At 41.4% G+C, this 16,344-nt stretch carries 15 protein-coding genes; 13 read left to right on the top strand and 2 right to left on the bottom strand.

What is annotated here, in order from left to right; all coding sequences use genetic code 11:
* Positions 1-69: 69 nt before the first annotated feature.
* The 6 genes from atpE to BMF77_RS14610 all read left to right on the top strand — a co-directional run bounded on the left by atpE (position 70) and on the right by BMF77_RS14610 (position 4,903).
* Entirely contained in the window at positions 70-315 is a 246-nt protein-coding gene (gene atpE / locus BMF77_RS14635) for an ATP synthase F0 subunit C (RefSeq protein WP_148763740.1), read from the top strand.
* 183 nt (positions 316-498) lie between these two features.
* Positions 499-930, top strand: coding sequence for a F0F1 ATP synthase subunit B' (locus BMF77_RS14630; RefSeq protein WP_148763738.1), 432 nt, complete (start codon positions 499-501; stop codon positions 928-930).
* 153 nt (positions 931-1,083) lie between these two features.
* Positions 1,084-1,650 (top strand): F0F1 ATP synthase subunit B, encoded by a 567-nt coding sequence (locus tag BMF77_RS14625; protein ID WP_148763736.1) that lies wholly within the window; start codon positions 1,084-1,086, stop codon positions 1,648-1,650.
* Positions 1,647-2,201: an ATP synthase F1 subunit delta gene (atpH, locus tag BMF77_RS14620; RefSeq protein ID WP_148763734.1), complete on the top strand. Its 555-nt coding sequence runs from the start codon at positions 1,647-1,649 to the stop codon at positions 2,199-2,201. The genes BMF77_RS14625 and atpH overlap by 4 nt, the downstream gene beginning before the upstream one ends.
* 121 nt (positions 2,202-2,322) lie before the next feature.
* The gene (atpA, locus tag BMF77_RS14615) at positions 2,323-3,843 is read left to right on the top strand and encodes a F0F1 ATP synthase subunit alpha (protein ID WP_015083294.1); all 1,521 of its coding nucleotides are present in this window, start codon (positions 2,323-2,325) and stop codon (positions 3,841-3,843) included.
* A gap of 112 nt (positions 3,844-3,955) precedes the next feature.
* Positions 3,956-4,903, top strand: coding sequence for a F0F1 ATP synthase subunit gamma (locus BMF77_RS14610; RefSeq protein WP_148763732.1), 948 nt, complete (start codon positions 3,956-3,958; stop codon positions 4,901-4,903).
* Positions 4,904-5,039: 136 nt separating this feature from the next.
* Here the strand turns inward: BMF77_RS14610 and BMF77_RS14605 are convergent, their stop codons facing one another.
* Positions 5,040-6,050, bottom strand: coding sequence for an NAD-dependent epimerase (locus BMF77_RS14605; protein WP_148763730.1), 1,011 nt, complete (start codon positions 6,048-6,050; stop codon positions 5,040-5,042).
* Positions 6,051-6,573: 523 nt separating this feature from the next.
* Between BMF77_RS14605 and BMF77_RS14600 the strand changes: the two genes are divergently transcribed.
* The 4 genes from BMF77_RS14600 to BMF77_RS14585 all read left to right on the top strand — a co-directional run bounded on the left by BMF77_RS14600 (position 6,574) and on the right by BMF77_RS14585 (position 11,804).
* Positions 6,574-9,966, top strand: a complete 3,393-nt coding sequence (locus tag BMF77_RS14600; RefSeq protein ID WP_148763728.1) for a phycobilisome rod-core linker polypeptide — start codon at positions 6,574-6,576, stop codon at positions 9,964-9,966.
* A 377-nt stretch (positions 9,967-10,343) separates the two neighbouring features.
* A complete protein-coding gene (gene apcA / locus BMF77_RS14595) occupies positions 10,344-10,829 on the top strand; it encodes an allophycocyanin subunit alpha (protein ID WP_148763726.1) in 486 nt (161 codons plus the stop codon).
* A 67-nt stretch (positions 10,830-10,896) separates the two neighbouring features.
* The gene (gene apcB, locus BMF77_RS14590; protein ID WP_015083287.1) at positions 10,897-11,382 is read left to right on the top strand and encodes an allophycocyanin subunit beta; all 486 of its coding nucleotides are present in this window, start codon (positions 10,897-10,899) and stop codon (positions 11,380-11,382) included.
* 215 nt (positions 11,383-11,597) lie between these two features.
* On the top strand, positions 11,598-11,804 hold the full coding sequence (locus BMF77_RS14585; protein WP_015083286.1) for a phycobilisome linker polypeptide: 207 nt from the start codon (positions 11,598-11,600) through the stop codon (positions 11,802-11,804).
* A gap of 454 nt (positions 11,805-12,258) precedes the next feature.
* On the opposite strand, the gene infC is transcribed toward BMF77_RS14585, so the two are convergent.
* Complete coding sequence (gene infC, locus BMF77_RS14580; RefSeq protein WP_015083285.1) at positions 12,259-12,792, bottom strand: translation initiation factor IF-3; 534 nt, start codon at positions 12,790-12,792, stop codon at positions 12,259-12,261.
* A 404-nt stretch (positions 12,793-13,196) separates the two neighbouring features.
* Here infC and BMF77_RS14575 point away from each other — a divergent pair, with 404 nt between their 5' ends.
* The 3 genes from BMF77_RS14575 (at position 13,197) to dnaG (ending at position 16,333) form a co-directional block, all read left to right on the top strand.
* Positions 13,197-14,114 carry an alpha/beta fold hydrolase gene (locus BMF77_RS14575; protein WP_148763723.1) on the top strand — a complete coding sequence of 306 codons (918 nt, stop codon included), beginning with the start codon at positions 13,197-13,199 and terminating at the stop codon, positions 14,112-14,114.
* Positions 14,108-14,275, top strand: coding sequence for a hypothetical protein (locus tag BMF77_RS26760; RefSeq protein ID WP_168204359.1), 168 nt, complete (start codon positions 14,108-14,110; stop codon positions 14,273-14,275). The genes BMF77_RS14575 and BMF77_RS26760 overlap by 7 nt, the downstream gene beginning before the upstream one ends.
* Positions 14,276-14,422: 147 nt before the next feature.
* Entirely contained in the window at positions 14,423-16,333 is a 1,911-nt protein-coding gene (dnaG, locus tag BMF77_RS14570; protein WP_148767002.1) for a DNA primase, read from the top strand.
* Positions 16,334-16,344: the final 11 nt, after the last annotated feature.

Genomic DNA, 16,344 nt, shown 5'->3' with positions numbered 1-16,344 from the left:
GTGTGAAAAACACATATCTAGTTGTTACGTACATTTGTAATTTTTGTAGTTAAAGCAAGGAAAATCGTCATGGATCCAATCGTACAAGCTGCTTCAGTTCTGGCTGCTGCCCTCGCTATCGGTTTATCTTCAATTGGGCCTGGTCTTGGTCAAGGTAATGCAGCAGGTCAAGCAGTAGAAGGTATTGCTCGTCAGCCTGAAGCAGAAGGCAAAATTCGCGGCACACTACTTTTAACCTTAGCCTTCATGGAATCCTTGACAATTTACGGTTTGGTAATTGCCTTGGTATTGCTATTCGCTAACCCTTTTGCCTAAGACCGAAAAAGTTTTGTTAATCTAGAGACGTGCAAGATGTCACAGCAAGTAAAAAACTGGACATCTACACGCCTCTAAAAACTGGCAATTTATGGATCATCTAGGAAGAGATTCGTAAAATTATCAACGGCTGGATCACGTTACTAGCCAAGCAAATTCCTATTCCAGCCAAAGAGGAGAGAAATGTTTGATTTCGATGCTACCTTGCCATTAATGGCATTGCAATTCTTGTTGCTGGCAGCTTTGTTGAATGCAATTTTCTATAAGCCTCTGACTAAGGTATTGGATGATCGGGATAATTTTATCCGTACCAGTAACCTTGATGCTCGTGAACGCTTGGCTAAAGCTGAAAGCTTAACCAAAGAGTATGAGCAGCAACTAGCATCCGCTCGTAGGCAGTCACAAGTAACTATGGAAGCTGCCCAGAATGAAGCTAAGAAAATTACAGCACAAAAAATAGCTGAAGCTCAACAGGAAGCCCAAGCTCAACGCGAACAAGCTGCTAGAGAAATAGAGCAGCAAAAGCAAGCAGCTATGGCAACCCTAGAAGCACAAGTTGATGCCCTCAGCAACCAGATTCTAGAAAAACTATTAGGACCTGCTTTGGTGAAATAGTTCCGACTATATCACCAAGTTGGTGCTACGAAAGCATAAACACATCAGGGCTTATGCCCGAAAATGTGGCGAAATTTAAGTGTCCAAAACATTGGCACTTTTTTCCCTGTCGGGAAAAATCAACGAATTACCAAGCGAGCAGCGCACTTGTAGATGGCTAACATGGGCAATATTTTATTACTTGCCGCAGAAGCTGTTAACTCTGAAATGGCAGAAGGCGCAGCAGAAGGCGGTTTCGGTCTAAACCTAGACATCCTGGAAACCAATCTAATTAACTTAGTAATTCTGATTGGCATACTATTCTACTTTGGACGCAAAGTTTTAACCAATATCTTGACCGAAAGACGCTCCAATATTGAAAGCGTTATTCAAGATGCAGAAGGACGCTTGCGGGAAGCACAAACTGCTTTGGCAAAAGCCCAAGGGCAGTTAACCCAAGCACAGCAGGAAGCACAGAGAATTACTCAAGTAGCTGAACAAAATGCTCAAGCAGCTAAAGAAGCTATTTTAGTTAAAGCGAATCTGGATGTAGAGCGGTTGAAAGAAACCGCAGCATCTGATTTGAATGCAGAACTAGAGAAAGCTATCTCCCAACTTCGACAAAAGGTAGTGCTACAAGCACTGCAAAAAGTGGAAGCACAACTCAAGGGTGGTATTAGCGCAGATGCTCAACAAATTTTAATTGATCGTAGCATCGCACAACTGGGAGGCGAGATATGAAAAGTGATGCAGCAACCGCTGAAGTATCTCAGCCTTATGCACAGGCACTGTTATCCATTGCTCAATCTCAAAACTTAACAGAAGAGGTTGGGGGAGACGCACGGACATTTATCGGCTTATTAACAGGGAGTCAAGAACTCACAAGCTTTTTGAGCAATCCCTTTGTCAAGCCAGAGAACAAGAAAAATGTCCTCAAACAATTACTTGGTGAAGGTGTAAACCTCTGCCTCCGTAACTTTTTACTGCTGTTAGTTGACAGAAGACGGATTGCTTTCTTAGAACCAATTTTACAGCAGTATTTAGTGCTATTACGCCAACTAAATCAAACTGTATTAGCTGAAATTACTTCTGCGGTTCCCCTCACAGAAACCCAACAGCAAGCAATTACAGAAAAGGTGATTACTCTTACCAAAGCGCGTCAAGTGGAATTAGCCACAAAAATAGACAGCGATTTAATTGGTGGTGTAATTATCAAAGTTGGTTCTCAAGTAATTGACGCTAGTTTGCGTGGACAAATACGTCGTCTTTCCTTACGTTTAAGCAGTAACTAAATCGGTAATGGGTAATGGGTAATAGGTAATGGGTAATAGGGATAATTTTTCCCAATGACCAATGACCAATGACCAATCACTAATTATCATTAACTTCTTCCGACACTAATTAGCACGACAAATGAGTATTTCCATTAGACCTGACGAAATCAGCAGTATCATCCAACAACAAATCGAGCAATATGACCAAGAGGTTAAAGTTGCTAACGTTGGTACAGTGCTACAAGTAGGTGACGGTATTGCCCGGATTTATGGCTTGGAAAAAGCTATGGCTGGGGAACTCCTAGAATTTGAAGATGGCACAATTGGTATCGCCCAAAACTTAGAAGAAGATAACGTCGGTGCGGTACTGATGGGCGAAGGTCGGAGTATTCAAGAAGGTAGCTCTGTAACCGCTACTGGTAGAATTGCCCAAGTAGGCGTAGGTGACGCTCTCATTGGTCGCGTTGTTGATGCTTTGGGTCGTCCTATTGATGGTAAAGGTGATCCTAAGACTACCGAAACTCGGTTAATTGAATCTCCTGCCCCTGGGATTATTGCTCGTCGGTCTGTACATGAACCGATGCAAACAGGGATTACCGCTATTGACTCCATGATTCCCGTCGGCCGTGGTCAACGGGAATTAATCATTGGCGACCGTCAAACTGGTAAAACTGCGATCGCTATTGACACCATCATCAACCAAAAAGGTGAAGATGTAGTTTGCGTTTACGTAGCTATCGGTCAAAAAGCTTCCACCGTTGCTAACGTAGTCCAAACCTTACAAGAAAAGGGCGCGATGGACTACACAGTAGTTGTTGCGGCTAACGCCAGTGACCCAGCTACCCTCCAATTCCTCGCACCCTACACAGGCGCTAGTATTGCTGAGTATTTCATGTACAAAGGCAAAGCGACCTTAATCATCTATGATGACCTTTCCAAGCAAGCACAGGCTTATCGCCAAATGTCCTTGCTCCTCCGTCGTCCACCCGGTCGGGAAGCCTATCCTGGAGACGTATTCTACATTCACTCTCGCTTGTTGGAACGTGCTGCTAAACTCAGCGATGAATTAGGTAAAGGCAGTATGACTGCTCTACCTATCATTGAAACCCAAGCTGGTGACGTATCTGCATACATTCCTACCAACGTAATTTCTATTACTGACGGTCAGATTTTCTTGTCTTCTGACTTGTTTAACTCTGGTATCCGTCCCGCTGTAAACCCCGGTATCTCTGTATCCCGTGTAGGTTCTGCGGCGCAAACCAAGGCAATGAAAAAAGTTGCTGGTAAAATCAAACTAGAATTGGCTCAGTTTGACGACTTACAAGCTTTCGCACAATTCGCTTCTGATTTAGACAAAGCCACTCAAGACCAGTTGGCGCGTGGTGTCCGTTTACGGGAACTCTTAAAACAGCCCCAAAACGATCCTCTCTCCGTAGCTGAACAAGTAGCGGTTCTTTACGCTGGTATTAACGGTTACTTAGATGATATTGCAGTTAATCAAGTAACTAGCTTTGCTCTAGGTCTACGTGGCTACTTGAAGAATGTTAACACTGCATACTTCCAAGGCGTACAAGGTAGCAAAGCTCTAGGTGATGCAGAAGAAGCAGCTTTGAAAGCCGCTCTTACCGAATTCAAAAAGACCTTCCAAGCAGCAGCGTAGGGGAGAGTACAGGTAACAGGTAATAGGTAGTGGGTAATAGGTAATAGCAATAACTTTTACCCAATTACCAATTACCAATTACCAATTACCAATTACCAATGACCTAAAAATTATGGCTAATCTCAAATCAATACGCGATCGCATTCAGTCGGTCAAAAACACCAAAAAAATCACAGAAGCCATGCGGCTTGTAGCAGCGGCGAGAGTCCGTCGCGCTCAAGAACAGGTAATTGCTACCCGTCCCTTTGCAGACCGTTTGGCGCAAGTATTATTTGGCTTGCAAACCAGATTGCGGTTTGAAGATGTCAACCTCCCCCTACTGAAAAAACGCGAAGTTAAAACAGTCGGTTTGTTGGTAATTTCCGGCGACCGGGGTTTGTGTGGTGGTTACAATAGTAACGTCATTCGTCGCGCTGAGAACCGTGCCAAGGAACTTCAATCTGAAGGTGTAAACTATACTTATGTCTTGGTTGGCCGCAAAGCTACTCAATACTTTCAACGCCAGAATCAGCCTATTGATGCCACCTACAGCGGTTTAGAACAACTTCCTACCGCCGCAGAAGCTACAAATATTGCTGATGAACTACTTTCTCTCTTCCTTTCGGAAAAAGTAGACCGGATTGAGCTAGTTTATACAAAATTTGTCTCCCTGGTTAGTTCTCGTCCCGTAGTCCAAACCCTTCTTCCTTTGGATACCCAAGGTTTAGAAGCAGCGGATGACGAAGTTTTCCGTTTAACTACCCGTGGTGGTCAATTCCAAGTGGAACGGGAAAAGGTAGCTAGTACAGTTACCGCTTTACCTAGTGACATGATTTTTGAACAAGATCCAGTGCAAATTCTGGATTCTTTGTTGCCATTATATCTGAGCAATCAGCTATTACGGTCATTACAAGAATCAGCAGCTAGTGAACTAGCCGCACGGATGACAGCGATGAGTAACGCCAGCGAAAACGCCGGTGAATTGATTAAAACTCTATCTTTGTCTTACAACAAAGCCCGTCAAGCCGCAATTACCCAGGAACTTCTGGAAGTTGTCGGTGGTGCGGAAGCGCTTACTTAATTTGGTGATTGGTGATTGAAGCCATAAAATAAACTATGGCCAATCATCAATTACTAATTTTTAACCAAGGAAAATGATATTTGTCTATCTTAAAGACGGAATTTATAGAAAAGCTAAAGAGTCAATATTTTTGCATTTAAACTTGGTAATATGACCGATACCATACAACAAATCGCTCAATACCCACTTCAATAGAGGTATTGGGTTTAAAACCAATATCTTGCACCAAATCATCAACATCAGCATAAGTTACAGGTAAATCACCAGGTTGTATTGGTAGCAGATTCTTTTTGGCTTTCATACCCAAGTAATTTTCTAGGGTTTCGACGAAGTTCATTAATTCAATCGGCTGATTATTGCCGATATTGTAATTTTTATATGGTGCATAACTTGTCGCGGGGTCAGGTGCATTTCCCGACCAATTGGGATTCGATTCAGCAACTTGATCAATAACGCGAATTACACCTTCAACAATGTCATCAATATAAGTAAAATCGCGTTTCATTTTACCATAATTAAAAACATCAATTGGTTGTCCTGCCAAAATTGCTTTAGTGAAGAGAAACAATGCCATATCAGGACGACCCCAGGGACCGTAAACTGTAAAAAAGCGCAATCCTGACGCTGGCAAGCCATACAAACTACTATAAGTATGTGCCATTAATTCGTTGGCTTTTTTGCTGGCTGCGTATAAACTAACGGGATGATCTACATTGTCGTGAACGGAGAAAGGAATTTTTGTATTTGCACCGTAAACTGAACTGGAAGAAGCAAATACTAAATGTTGTACATTTGTATGCCGGCAACCTTCTAGAATATTGACAAATCCTACCAAATTACTATCTACATAGGCGTGGGGATTTTTTAATGAATAGCGCACTCCTGGTTGTGCAGCCAAATTTACAACTTTATCAAAGTTTGATTCAATGAATAATTTGGGGATACTTTCTCTGTCTGCTAAATCTAATAAATGGAAGCTAAAACCTGGTTTTTCTAAAAGTTGTTTTAGTCGATCTTTTTTTAAAGTTACATCGTAATAATCATTGAGATTATCCAAACCAATAACTTCATCGCCCCTTTCTAGTAAGTGTTTACTGAGGTGAAAACCAATAAAACCAGCCGCACCTGTAACTAAAATTTTCGTCATAATTTCACCACTGCAATATATATGGAGATTTACATTCTCCGTTTCTGCGTAAATTTTGTAACTTGCTAAGATAAGCAATAATACTTAATAAATAATGTTGTATTTACTACTCATTTAATTTATCTTACGTAATTTCCTTCTGATATCAATCACCGAAATAGAGAATATAGCGGTTTACCAACCCGTTACTAATATAGCATTCTCATTTTTGCCTCCCGTCTGTCCCCTGGTTTTATGAATAAGTTTAAGAATCATCAGAGTACAGAATGTAGGATAAAATCTATATTCATCCCAGAAAATGGAAGTATGTATCTTCTTGAATATCAAATTTAGATTACAGATTCGACATACTTCTTAATAAACCAACAGTGTAAACGCAAAACGTTCTAATCTGAAAATCGACCGAGTTAATTTACTGGGTTTTAGAGGCGTAACATTCATAAATACGCAAAAATGTCAAGCCTTAAAATAAATAACCCAGGCTGAACAGATAAACAATTATGATAGGAGTCTTAAAAATCCCATGAGTGTTAAGGCAAGCGGTGGAAGCTCAGTTGCGCGTCCGCAACTATATCAAACCTTACCTGTCGCCACCATTTCCCAAGCGGAACAACAAGACCGCTTTTTGGGAAGAGGTGAACTAAGTGAACTTGGCAGTTATTTTACCTCCGGGGCAAAGCGGTTAGAAATTGCCAAAATTTTGACAGACAATTCCGAAATCATCGTTTCTCGTGCGGCTAACCGGATTTTCATTGGTGGTTCACCAATGGCTTTCTTAGAAAAGCCCCAAGAGAAAGAATTGGCAATGGTTGGCGCTGGTGCTAATGTCCAAGAGGGCATGAAACTAGGAACAGTCACCTACGTTGAAAGTCGTGGTGGTTTCTTTGAAAACCTGCGTTCCATCTTCAATACTTCTGCTGGTGGCCCCACACCTCCAGGCTTTAGACCCATTAACGTCGCTCGTTATGGGCCTAGCAACATGGCCAAGAGTTTACGGGACTTGTCCTGGTTCTTGCGCTATGCCACCTACGCCATTGTCGCTGGCGACCCCAACATCATCTCTGTAAATACCAGAGGTTTGCGGGAAATTATTGAAAATGCCTGTTCTGGAGAAGCAACCATCGTCGCTTTACAGGAAATCAAAGCAGCGTCCCTGTCTTATTTCCGTAAAGATGCCGCAGCCACAGAAATTGTGACTGAGTACATGAATGTGTTGCTGACAGAATTTAAAGCACCAACACCTTCTACTAAAGTTCGTCAACGTCCTTCCGGCGACAAACAAGGGTTACAACTGCCACAAATTTACGCTGTGGCCGCAGAACGTCGTCCCAAGTACGCCATGAAGCCCGGCTTGTCTTCTAGCGAAAAGACAGAAGTCATCAAAGCGGCTTATCGTCAAGTATTTGAGCGCGATATTACCCGTGCTTATAGCTTGTCTATCTCTGACTTAGAATCCAAAGTCAAAAATGGCGACATCTCCATGAAGGAGTTTATTCGCCGTCTTGCTAAATCTCCCCTTTACCAAAAACAGTTTTATCAGCCTTTTATTAACAGCCGGGTGATTGAATTGGCTTTCCGTCACATTTTAGGACGGGGACCAAGTAGCCGTGAGGAAGTGCAAAAATATTTTGCCATTGTTTCCCTCAAAGGTTTGGCAGGTTTAGTTGATGCTTTGGTAGATTCTACCGAATACAGCGATTACTTTGGTGAAGAAACAGTTCCCTACATTCGGGGTCTGGGTCAAGAAGCCCAAGAATGTCGTAACTGGGGACAACAGCAAGACCTGTTTAAATACAGTGCGCCTTTCCGGAAAGTTCCTCAGTTTATTACAACTTTTGCTGCTTACGAACAACCATTACCTGACCAACATCCCTACGGTTCTGGTAATGACCCCTTGGAAATTCAATTTGGGGCGATTTTCCCGAAAGCAACCCGCAACCCCAGCAGCAGCCCTGCACCGTTTAGTAAGGATACTCGCCGGATCTTGATTCACCAAGGGCCTGGTATCAATAACCAACTCAGCAATCCTAATGCTCGGAGTGTAGCTCCTGGGACTTTGGGCGCGAAGGTGTTCAAGTTAGACCAGTTACCTGGAACTATTGGCAGAAAAGCTCCTAAGGGTGTAAGTGTCAAGTTCTCGGAAAGTTCTACCCAAGCGGTAATTAAGGCTACTTATCTACAAGTTTTTGGTCGTGATGTTTACGAAGGTCAACGGCTGAAAGTTGCGGAAATTAAGCTGGAAAACGGCGATATCACCGTCCGCGAGTTTGTGCGGATGTTGGCGAAGTCGGATTTATTCCGGAAGATGTACTGGACTTCTCTCTATGTCTGTAAAGCCATTGAGTACATTCACCGTCGCTTGTTAGGTCGTCCTACCTACGGTCGGGAAGAAAACAACAAGTATTTTGACATCGCTGCTAAGAAGGGCTTTTATGCGGTCGTTGATGCCATTCTGGACAGTGACGAATACAGCCAAGCATTTAATGAAGATACAGTTCCTTACGAACGCTATCTAACTCCTGCGGGTGTGTCTTTACGTCAATTACGTGTGGGGACTATCCGCGAAGATTTGGCGAATGTTGAGAAACAGGAAACACCTCGCTTTGTGGAATTGGGTACAGTCACAGAAATGCGGACTGAACCAGATATTGAGTTCCGCATTAACCAAGGTGTTACTAAGCAACGTGAGCAAACCAAGGTCTTTAAACTGACAGCAGTTAAAAATGACAAGGTTGCGGCGGAAACTGTGATTAGCGGCGCTTATCGGCAGATTTTCGAGCGAGATATTGCTTCTTACATTTCTAAGAACGAGTTCACGGTTCTAGAAAGTAAGTTGGTGAATGGTGAAATCAGCGTTAAGGAATTTATTCAAGGTTTGGGTTACTCTAGCCTGTACCTGAAGGAGTTCTACACACCTTACCCCAATACAAAAGTAATTGAGTTGGGAACTAAGCATTTCTTAGGTCGCGCCCCTATTGACCAAGCAGAAATTCGCAAATACAACCAAATCCTCGCTACTCAAGGGATTCGGGCTTTTATTAGCGCGATGGTTGAAAGTGCTGAATATGGTCAAGTGTTTGGAGAAGATACTGTTCCTTTCCGTCGCTTCCCCACTTTACCTGCGGCTAATTTCCCCAATACCGAGAAGCTTTACAACCAGCTAACCAAGCAAAATGATGATTTGGTTGTTCCTAGTTTTGCCACTGTGAAGCCCCGGATTAAAACTGAGAATACGCCAATTCTCGCCAAGGCGATCGCTGATTTGGCAGCCCAAGCCAAGAAAATGGACAAGACTAAACCCTTGTTTATTGAATTGGGTCGTTCTTTCAATGATGGTCGTGGTCAATCTGTAGAAGTTGGTGTTGGTACAAGCCGTCGCAAACCAGCCCGGATTTACCGTGCTACCACTGGGACAAATTCCCCCGAAACCAATCAGGTCATCAATGCTATCTACTGTCAGGTAATGGACATATTTAGCGGTCAAGTACCTGCTTATTTCCGCCGTTCTGACTTGGATAGCAAATTGCGTAACGGTGAAATTACCGTGCGTGAATTTGTTCTCGAACTAGCCAGTTCCGAAATCTATCGCAAACGTTTCTACGCGCCTTATCCCAACACCAAGGTAATTGAATTCCTCTTCCGTCACCTTTTGGGACGCGCACCAGCTACCCAAGGCGAAATCCGTCAATATAACAAATTATTGGCTGATAGCGGTTTACGGTCGGCTGTAGAGGCAATTGTTAACAGTCCTGAGTATGCTCGTTACTTTGGTGAAGACGTTGTTCCCTACAAACGCTATCCATCTTTACCAGCAGGTAACTACTTGGGTAGTGTTCAAGCTGAAGCTGACTTGGTGAAACAATCTTGGTCTAGCTTGTCTCCTTCTGTTCTCACAGGTGGTCTTCCCAATAGATAGGAAAATGGGTCATGGGTAATAGGTAATAGGTGACAGAAAAGGTTGTTTTATCTAGCTTTTTACTGTTCCCTGTTCCCTGTTCCCTGTTCCTCCGCAGTCGCTCCACTTGGGGAGACCCCAAGACCGCGCTGCTCTCTGTTCCCTGAGAATGAGCAAATCTGAAAATAAGTGTTACAAAATATTAAGAGCAGTAATAAATGCTCAACATAATACTGGACAATATTTTGCGGGAGGTAATTGAGTTTTCCACCTGGTTTACACCAAATCCAGTCAATCTGGCTAAAAATGTAAATCAAGATGTAAATTCAGTACCAACCATATAAAGTCGTACCAGTTTAATCAAATTCTGGTTCCATTAGTTTTGGAGGAATCCATTAATGAGTATCGTCACGAAAGCTATCGTGAATGCTGATGCAGAAGCTCGCTACCTCAGCCCCGGTGAATTAGACAGAATCAAAGGTTTTGTTGCTGGTGGCGCACAACGTCTTCGCATCGCTCAAGTATTGACCGAAAACCGCGAACGCATTGTTAAAGGTGCTGGCGACCAACTGTTCCAAAAACGTCCTGATGTTGTTTCCCCCGGTGGTAACGCTTACGGTCAAGAAATGACAGCTACTTGCTTGCGTGACTTAGACTACTACTTGCGTCTTGTTACCTACGGAATCGTTTCTGGTGATGTTACAGCCATCGAAGAAATCGGTATCGTTGGTGTCCGCGAAATGTACAAGTCTTTGGGTACTCCCATTGATGCAGTTGCTGGTGGCGTTGCCGCTATGAAGAACGTTGCTGCTACCCTGTTGTCTTCTGAAGACGCTGGTGAAGCTGGTTCTTACTTCGACTACGTTGTTGGTGCAATGCAGTAAGTTTTAGCTGTTTTTTGGCTCAAACTAAAACTGTGGCAATAAGGTTGGAAATAAGGAAAAAACAACAATGCAAGACGCAATTACCTCCGTTATCAATTCTTCAGACGTTCAAGGTAAATACCTTGATACCGCTGCTCTCGAAAAGCTAAAAGGCTACTTTGCTACTGGTGAACTGCGCGTTCGTGCAGCTACAACCATCAGTGCTAATGCTGCTGCGATCGTTAAAGAAGCTGTAGCTAAATCCTTGTTGTACTCTGACATCACCCGTCCCGGTGGTAATATGTACACCACCCGTCGTTACGCAGCTTGTATCCGTGACTTGGATTACTACTTGCGTTATTCTACCTACGCTATGCTTGCTGGTGACGCTTCCATTTTGGATGAGCGCGTATTGAATGGCTTGAAAGAAACCTACAACTCCTTGGGAGTACCCGTAGGCGCTACTGTTCAAGCTATCCAAGCTATGAAGGAAGTAACCGCTAGTTTGGTTGGTCCTGACGCTGGTAAAGAAATGGGCGTTTACTTTGACTATGTCTCCTCTGGCTTGAGCTAAGAGTTAGCTTTGCACTTAGTCATATAGGTGCGGCTTTGTTAAGGTCTGGAGATCAATCATGATTGCTAGAAGGTTCTCTTGCTGATTGATTGTAAGTGTTATCAGTCTAGTATTGATGGTTGATTTCCAGCCTTGGAAAAAATAATTAAAGATTTTGACTCAAGATATTTGAGATAAAAAAGTTTCTAAAACAATATCAGGAGATTTGAAACAAAATGGCTCGTTTATTTAAAGTAACTGCTTGTGTTCCCAGCCTAACTCGGACTCGCACCCAACGCGAATTACAAAATACTTACTTTACTAAGTTAGTTCCTTATGAAAATTGGTTCCGTGAACAACAACGGATTCAAAAAATGGGTGGCAAGATTGTTAAGGTGGAATTAGCAACTGGTAAACAAGGTACTAATACTGGTTTGTCTTAATTTCTATAAATCAAATATTATTTTATTTTGATTTTATCAGGGGTCAGTAATGACCTCTTTTTTATGTTGAGAATTTCATATCAGAGAATGTCAAAGAGCGGATTTCTTCATCAATTCCTGAACTAGAGCCGCTACCAGAGGATGTGGATCTGTTTTTAATGTTTTTCATTACTATCCGGCATTTTTTCCCGTTCCACAATTCCGTGTTCTATCAGCCGCTGGAGTTTTTCCTGTGGTGGACGGCGATCTAAAATATGCAATAACATAGCAAAAGTCCTGAACAACTGAGTATTATTTTTCCCACTCAGCCTTCAGGACTATCATTTTAGAATAAATTGACATAAATCTAATTATGGTTGAATGCTGAGGGAATGGGAAAAATTTCCCTGGAGTCAATTTTAGATCCTATTATTCACTAATTCATACAGCACTCATTACCAGGTTGTTGACAAGATTATTTTTTGGGTGAAATCAGCATCATCATATTCCGCCCTTCTTTCTTAGGTGCTTGCTGAAGTTCACCAAAAGGCTCTAAATCCGTAGCCATCCGTTTAAGCAACGTTTCTGCCAAGTCACTGTGTTGAATTTCCCGACCTCGGAACATCACAGTAGCCTTAACTTTATCGCCATCTTTGAGGAAGCGTTCAGCTTGCTTAACGCGCACATTATAGTCATGTTCTTCTATTTTGTAGCGCATTTTCACTTCTTTCACATCAGCCGTGTGCTGCTTCTTCCGGGCTTCCCGCGCCTTCTTCTCCTGCTCAAACTTATATTTCCCATAGTCCATTATTCGACACACTGGCGGATCAGCCTTGTCACTAATTAGCACTAGGTCTAATTCCTTTTCCTCTGCTAATTGTATCGCTTCCTGCGGAGTTATAATTCCCAGTTGTGCGCCATCAGTGTCAATGACCCGAATTTTCGGGAAGCGAATCCGTTCGTTAATTTGGGGCAGATCGCGAGTTCTTTTTTTCTCAATCACAGGCATTATGATTAGTGGCAGCTCTATTAGTTAAGATTTTGGACTGGTCTTGAATTTAGTTAGTTTAGTTTGATATGCCATTGAAGGCAAAATACAACAGTAACTCAGAATTGGAAAATGAACATCCCTCTCTAGTGTAGCAAATTTATAAGAGAAGTTTAATCAAGTCGTTGACTGTATAGCCTGACTCTGAGTTGATTCCACTGCATTATTTAACGTAAATTACATGATATTTGACACTAATAACTATTGTTACAATTTTCTTCTGAGATACATAGAGGTATGATATCTAGAAGATGTTTCCATGATAGCAAAATTAGGTATACATTGAAGCTAACCAAATATAATGTAACATATTAAGAAAGAACGCACAAAATTAATAGTTTCCAACTAATCACTAAGAGATAACTGTGACTACCGTAAGACATTGGCAGCAAAGAGTTGGTAATCAAAGGGATTGGGTGTGGCGTGGTTGGCAAACCCGTTATACTTATATTCGTCCTCCCCATGATTATGCAAAAACAACACCTTTAATTTTACTTCATGGTTTCGGCGCGTCCATTGGTCATTGGCGACATAATTTAGAGGTTTTGGGTAAATCTCATCCGGTTTACGCCTTAGACATGATTGGTTTTGGGGCTTCGGAAAAGGCTGCAACTAGCTACAATGTGGAACTGTGGGTAGAGCAGATTTACGATTTTTGGAAAACCTTTATTCGTCAACCAGTGGTTTTAGTGGGTAATTCCATCGGTTCACTAATTTCTCTAGTCGCAGCCGCTAACCATCCTGATATGGTAAAGGGGATAGTGATGATGAGTTTACCTGATCCTAATTTGGAACAGGAGATGATTCCGACTGCTTTACAACCTCTTGTTAGCGGGATTAAAAGTATATTTACTTCCAGATTAATATTAAAACCGATATTTTATTTTGTGCGTCGTCCTGGTGTACTGCGTCCTTGGGCTAGTTTAGCTTATGCAAATCCTGAAGCTATTACTGATGAACTTATAGATATTTTAGCAGGACCGCCGCAGGATAGGGGATCTGCCCGTGCCTTTAGAGCCTTGTTTAAAGCGACAACGGGGGTTAATTTTAGTCCTAGTGTCAAGAAGATTTTACCAAACTTAACAATTCCTATGCTGTTAATTTGGGGGAAAAAAGACCGATTTGTGCCGCCAAAACTAGCAAATCAATTTGTGGGCTACAATAAAAGATTGCAATTGCTATATTTAGAAGATGTCGGTCATTGTCCCCATGACGAATCACCAGAACAAGTTAACCAGACGATTTTAGATTGGATTGGTAATTCGTCAGTTGTCAGTTGTTAGTAGGGGCGAAGCATTTGGAAGATAATTATCGGTCATTGCCAAAAATAGTTCTCCAAATGCTTCGCCCGTACAGTTGTCAGTTGTCAGTTGCAAAAGATATATTTCTCTCCGGTTCTATAAAACTTACCCAAAAACCGTCCCTGACTGGCAGCAACGGTTGAGGGATTTTGTTGATCAACTGATTGAAGATGCGGACAAATAGTAATGTATGGGTAGTTATGGGTAGAGATTATCTAGCAGTTTCTTCCCCTATTTTTGGATGTGAATCCTGCTATATAATAGATATCACTTCTCACTGTTTACCTCTCATGCAAATTCCCCGCTTACATCCAGACACTATCGAAGAAGTAAAACTCAGGGCTGATATTGTTGATGTGGTTTCGGAGTATGTAGTTTTGCGGAAACGAGGTAAAGATTTTTTGGGGTTATGTCCTTTTCATGATGAGAAAAGCCCCAGTTTTAGCGTTAGTCCTAATAAGCAAATGTATTATTGCTTTGGCTGTCAAGCAGCGGGTAATGCGATTAAGTTTGTCATGGACTTGGGAAAACGTCAATTTGCAGACGTGGTACTAGATTTAGCAAAACGTTATCAAGTCCCGGTTAAAACTTTAGAACCTGAACAAAGACAAGAATTACAACGGCAAATATCTTTACGTGATCAATTATATACGGTTCTTGCTACTGCTGCTCAATTTTATCAACACACTTTAAGACAGTCTCAAGGACAAAAAGCATTAGAGTATTTAGAACAAACTCGTCAATTTAAACAGGGAACAATTCAACAATTTGGTTTAGGTTATGCTCCTGCTGGTTGGGAAACTCTTTACCGTTATTTGGTAGAAAGTAAACATTATCCCGTGCAATTAGTAGAACAAGCGGGATTAATTAAACCCCGGAAAGAAGGGGGTGGATATTATGATGTATTTCGTGATCGCTTAATGATTCCTATTCGGGATATTCAAGGTAGAGTCATTGCTTTTGGTGGCAGAACTTTAACGGAGGAACAACCGAAATATCTCAATTCTCCAGAAACAGAATTATTTAGTAAAGGGAAAATGTTATTTGCTTTAGATGAAGCTAAAGACGGTATTTCTAAAGTTGATCAAGCGGTGGTAGTTGAGGGATATTTTGATGCGATCGCTCTCCATGCAGCCGGAATTAATAACGCCGTTGCTTCCCTAGGAACTGCATTAAGTATAGAACAAGTGCGGCTATTATTACGTTACACAGAATCCAAACAATTAATCCTCAATTTTGATGCTGATAAAGCCGGCACAAACGCCACAGAAAGAGCAATTGGTGAAATTGCTAATTTGGCTTATGCAGGGGAAGTGCAATTAAAAATCCTCAATTTACCTAATGGTAAAGATGCTGATGAATATCTACATAGTCACACTTCAGCCGATTATCAACAACTATTAACAAATGCGCCACTTTGGCTTGATTGGCAAATTCAAAATATTATTAAAAATCGAGATTTAAAACAAGCTACTGATTTCCAACAAGTCACCCAACAAATAGTTAAACTATTGCAAAATATAGTTAATAGTGATACACTTAATTATTATGTTTCTTCCTGTGCAGAAATATTGAGTTTAGGAGATACTCGACTTATTCCTCTAAGAGTTGAAAATCTCCTAACTCAAATTAAACCTGGTAGGATAAAATCTCTAAATCCGCGGACAAGTAATCCCGCAACTAAAACCCCAAAGCTATCTTTAGTGAACACAGAACGCAGTTTACTAGAACGAGCAGAGGCATTATTATTAATTATTTATCTTCATTCTTCCCAGCAGCGGCAAATAATTATTGAAGATTTAGAAAACCGTAATTTAGAATTTAGTCTTTCTCATCATCGCTTTTTATGGCAACAAATGGCAGAATTTACAGTTGATGAAGTTGATTTAATTTCTAGTGTGCAAAATAGATATTTAGAATTAGCAGAAGAACTAGAAATAGTTTCTCATATATTTCATCTCAACGAAAAAAATAAAACAGAAATATTACGAACTCCTCATGTTATTCAAGCAGCATTAGCTTGCATGGAGAGAGTATTTCGAGAAAAACGCTATCGTTATTTTATGGAACAATGGGAAAAAATAGATCCTGAAGCCGAACCAGAAAAAGATAAATATTATGCTGAAGCCATATATATAGAAAAACTTCATTTACAAGACCTTGAGAAACAGCGACAATTTTCTATTACCGACTTAATTTAGGCAAGATAAAA

This window comes from Dolichospermum sp. UHCC 0315A (assembly GCF_008121535.1).
Taxonomy (GTDB): Bacteria; Cyanobacteriota; Cyanobacteriia; order Cyanobacteriales; family Nostocaceae; genus Dolichospermum; species Dolichospermum lemmermannii.
The sequence above is the reverse complement of the archived record's forward strand: the minus strand, read 5'-3'. Positions and strand labels throughout refer to the sequence as shown.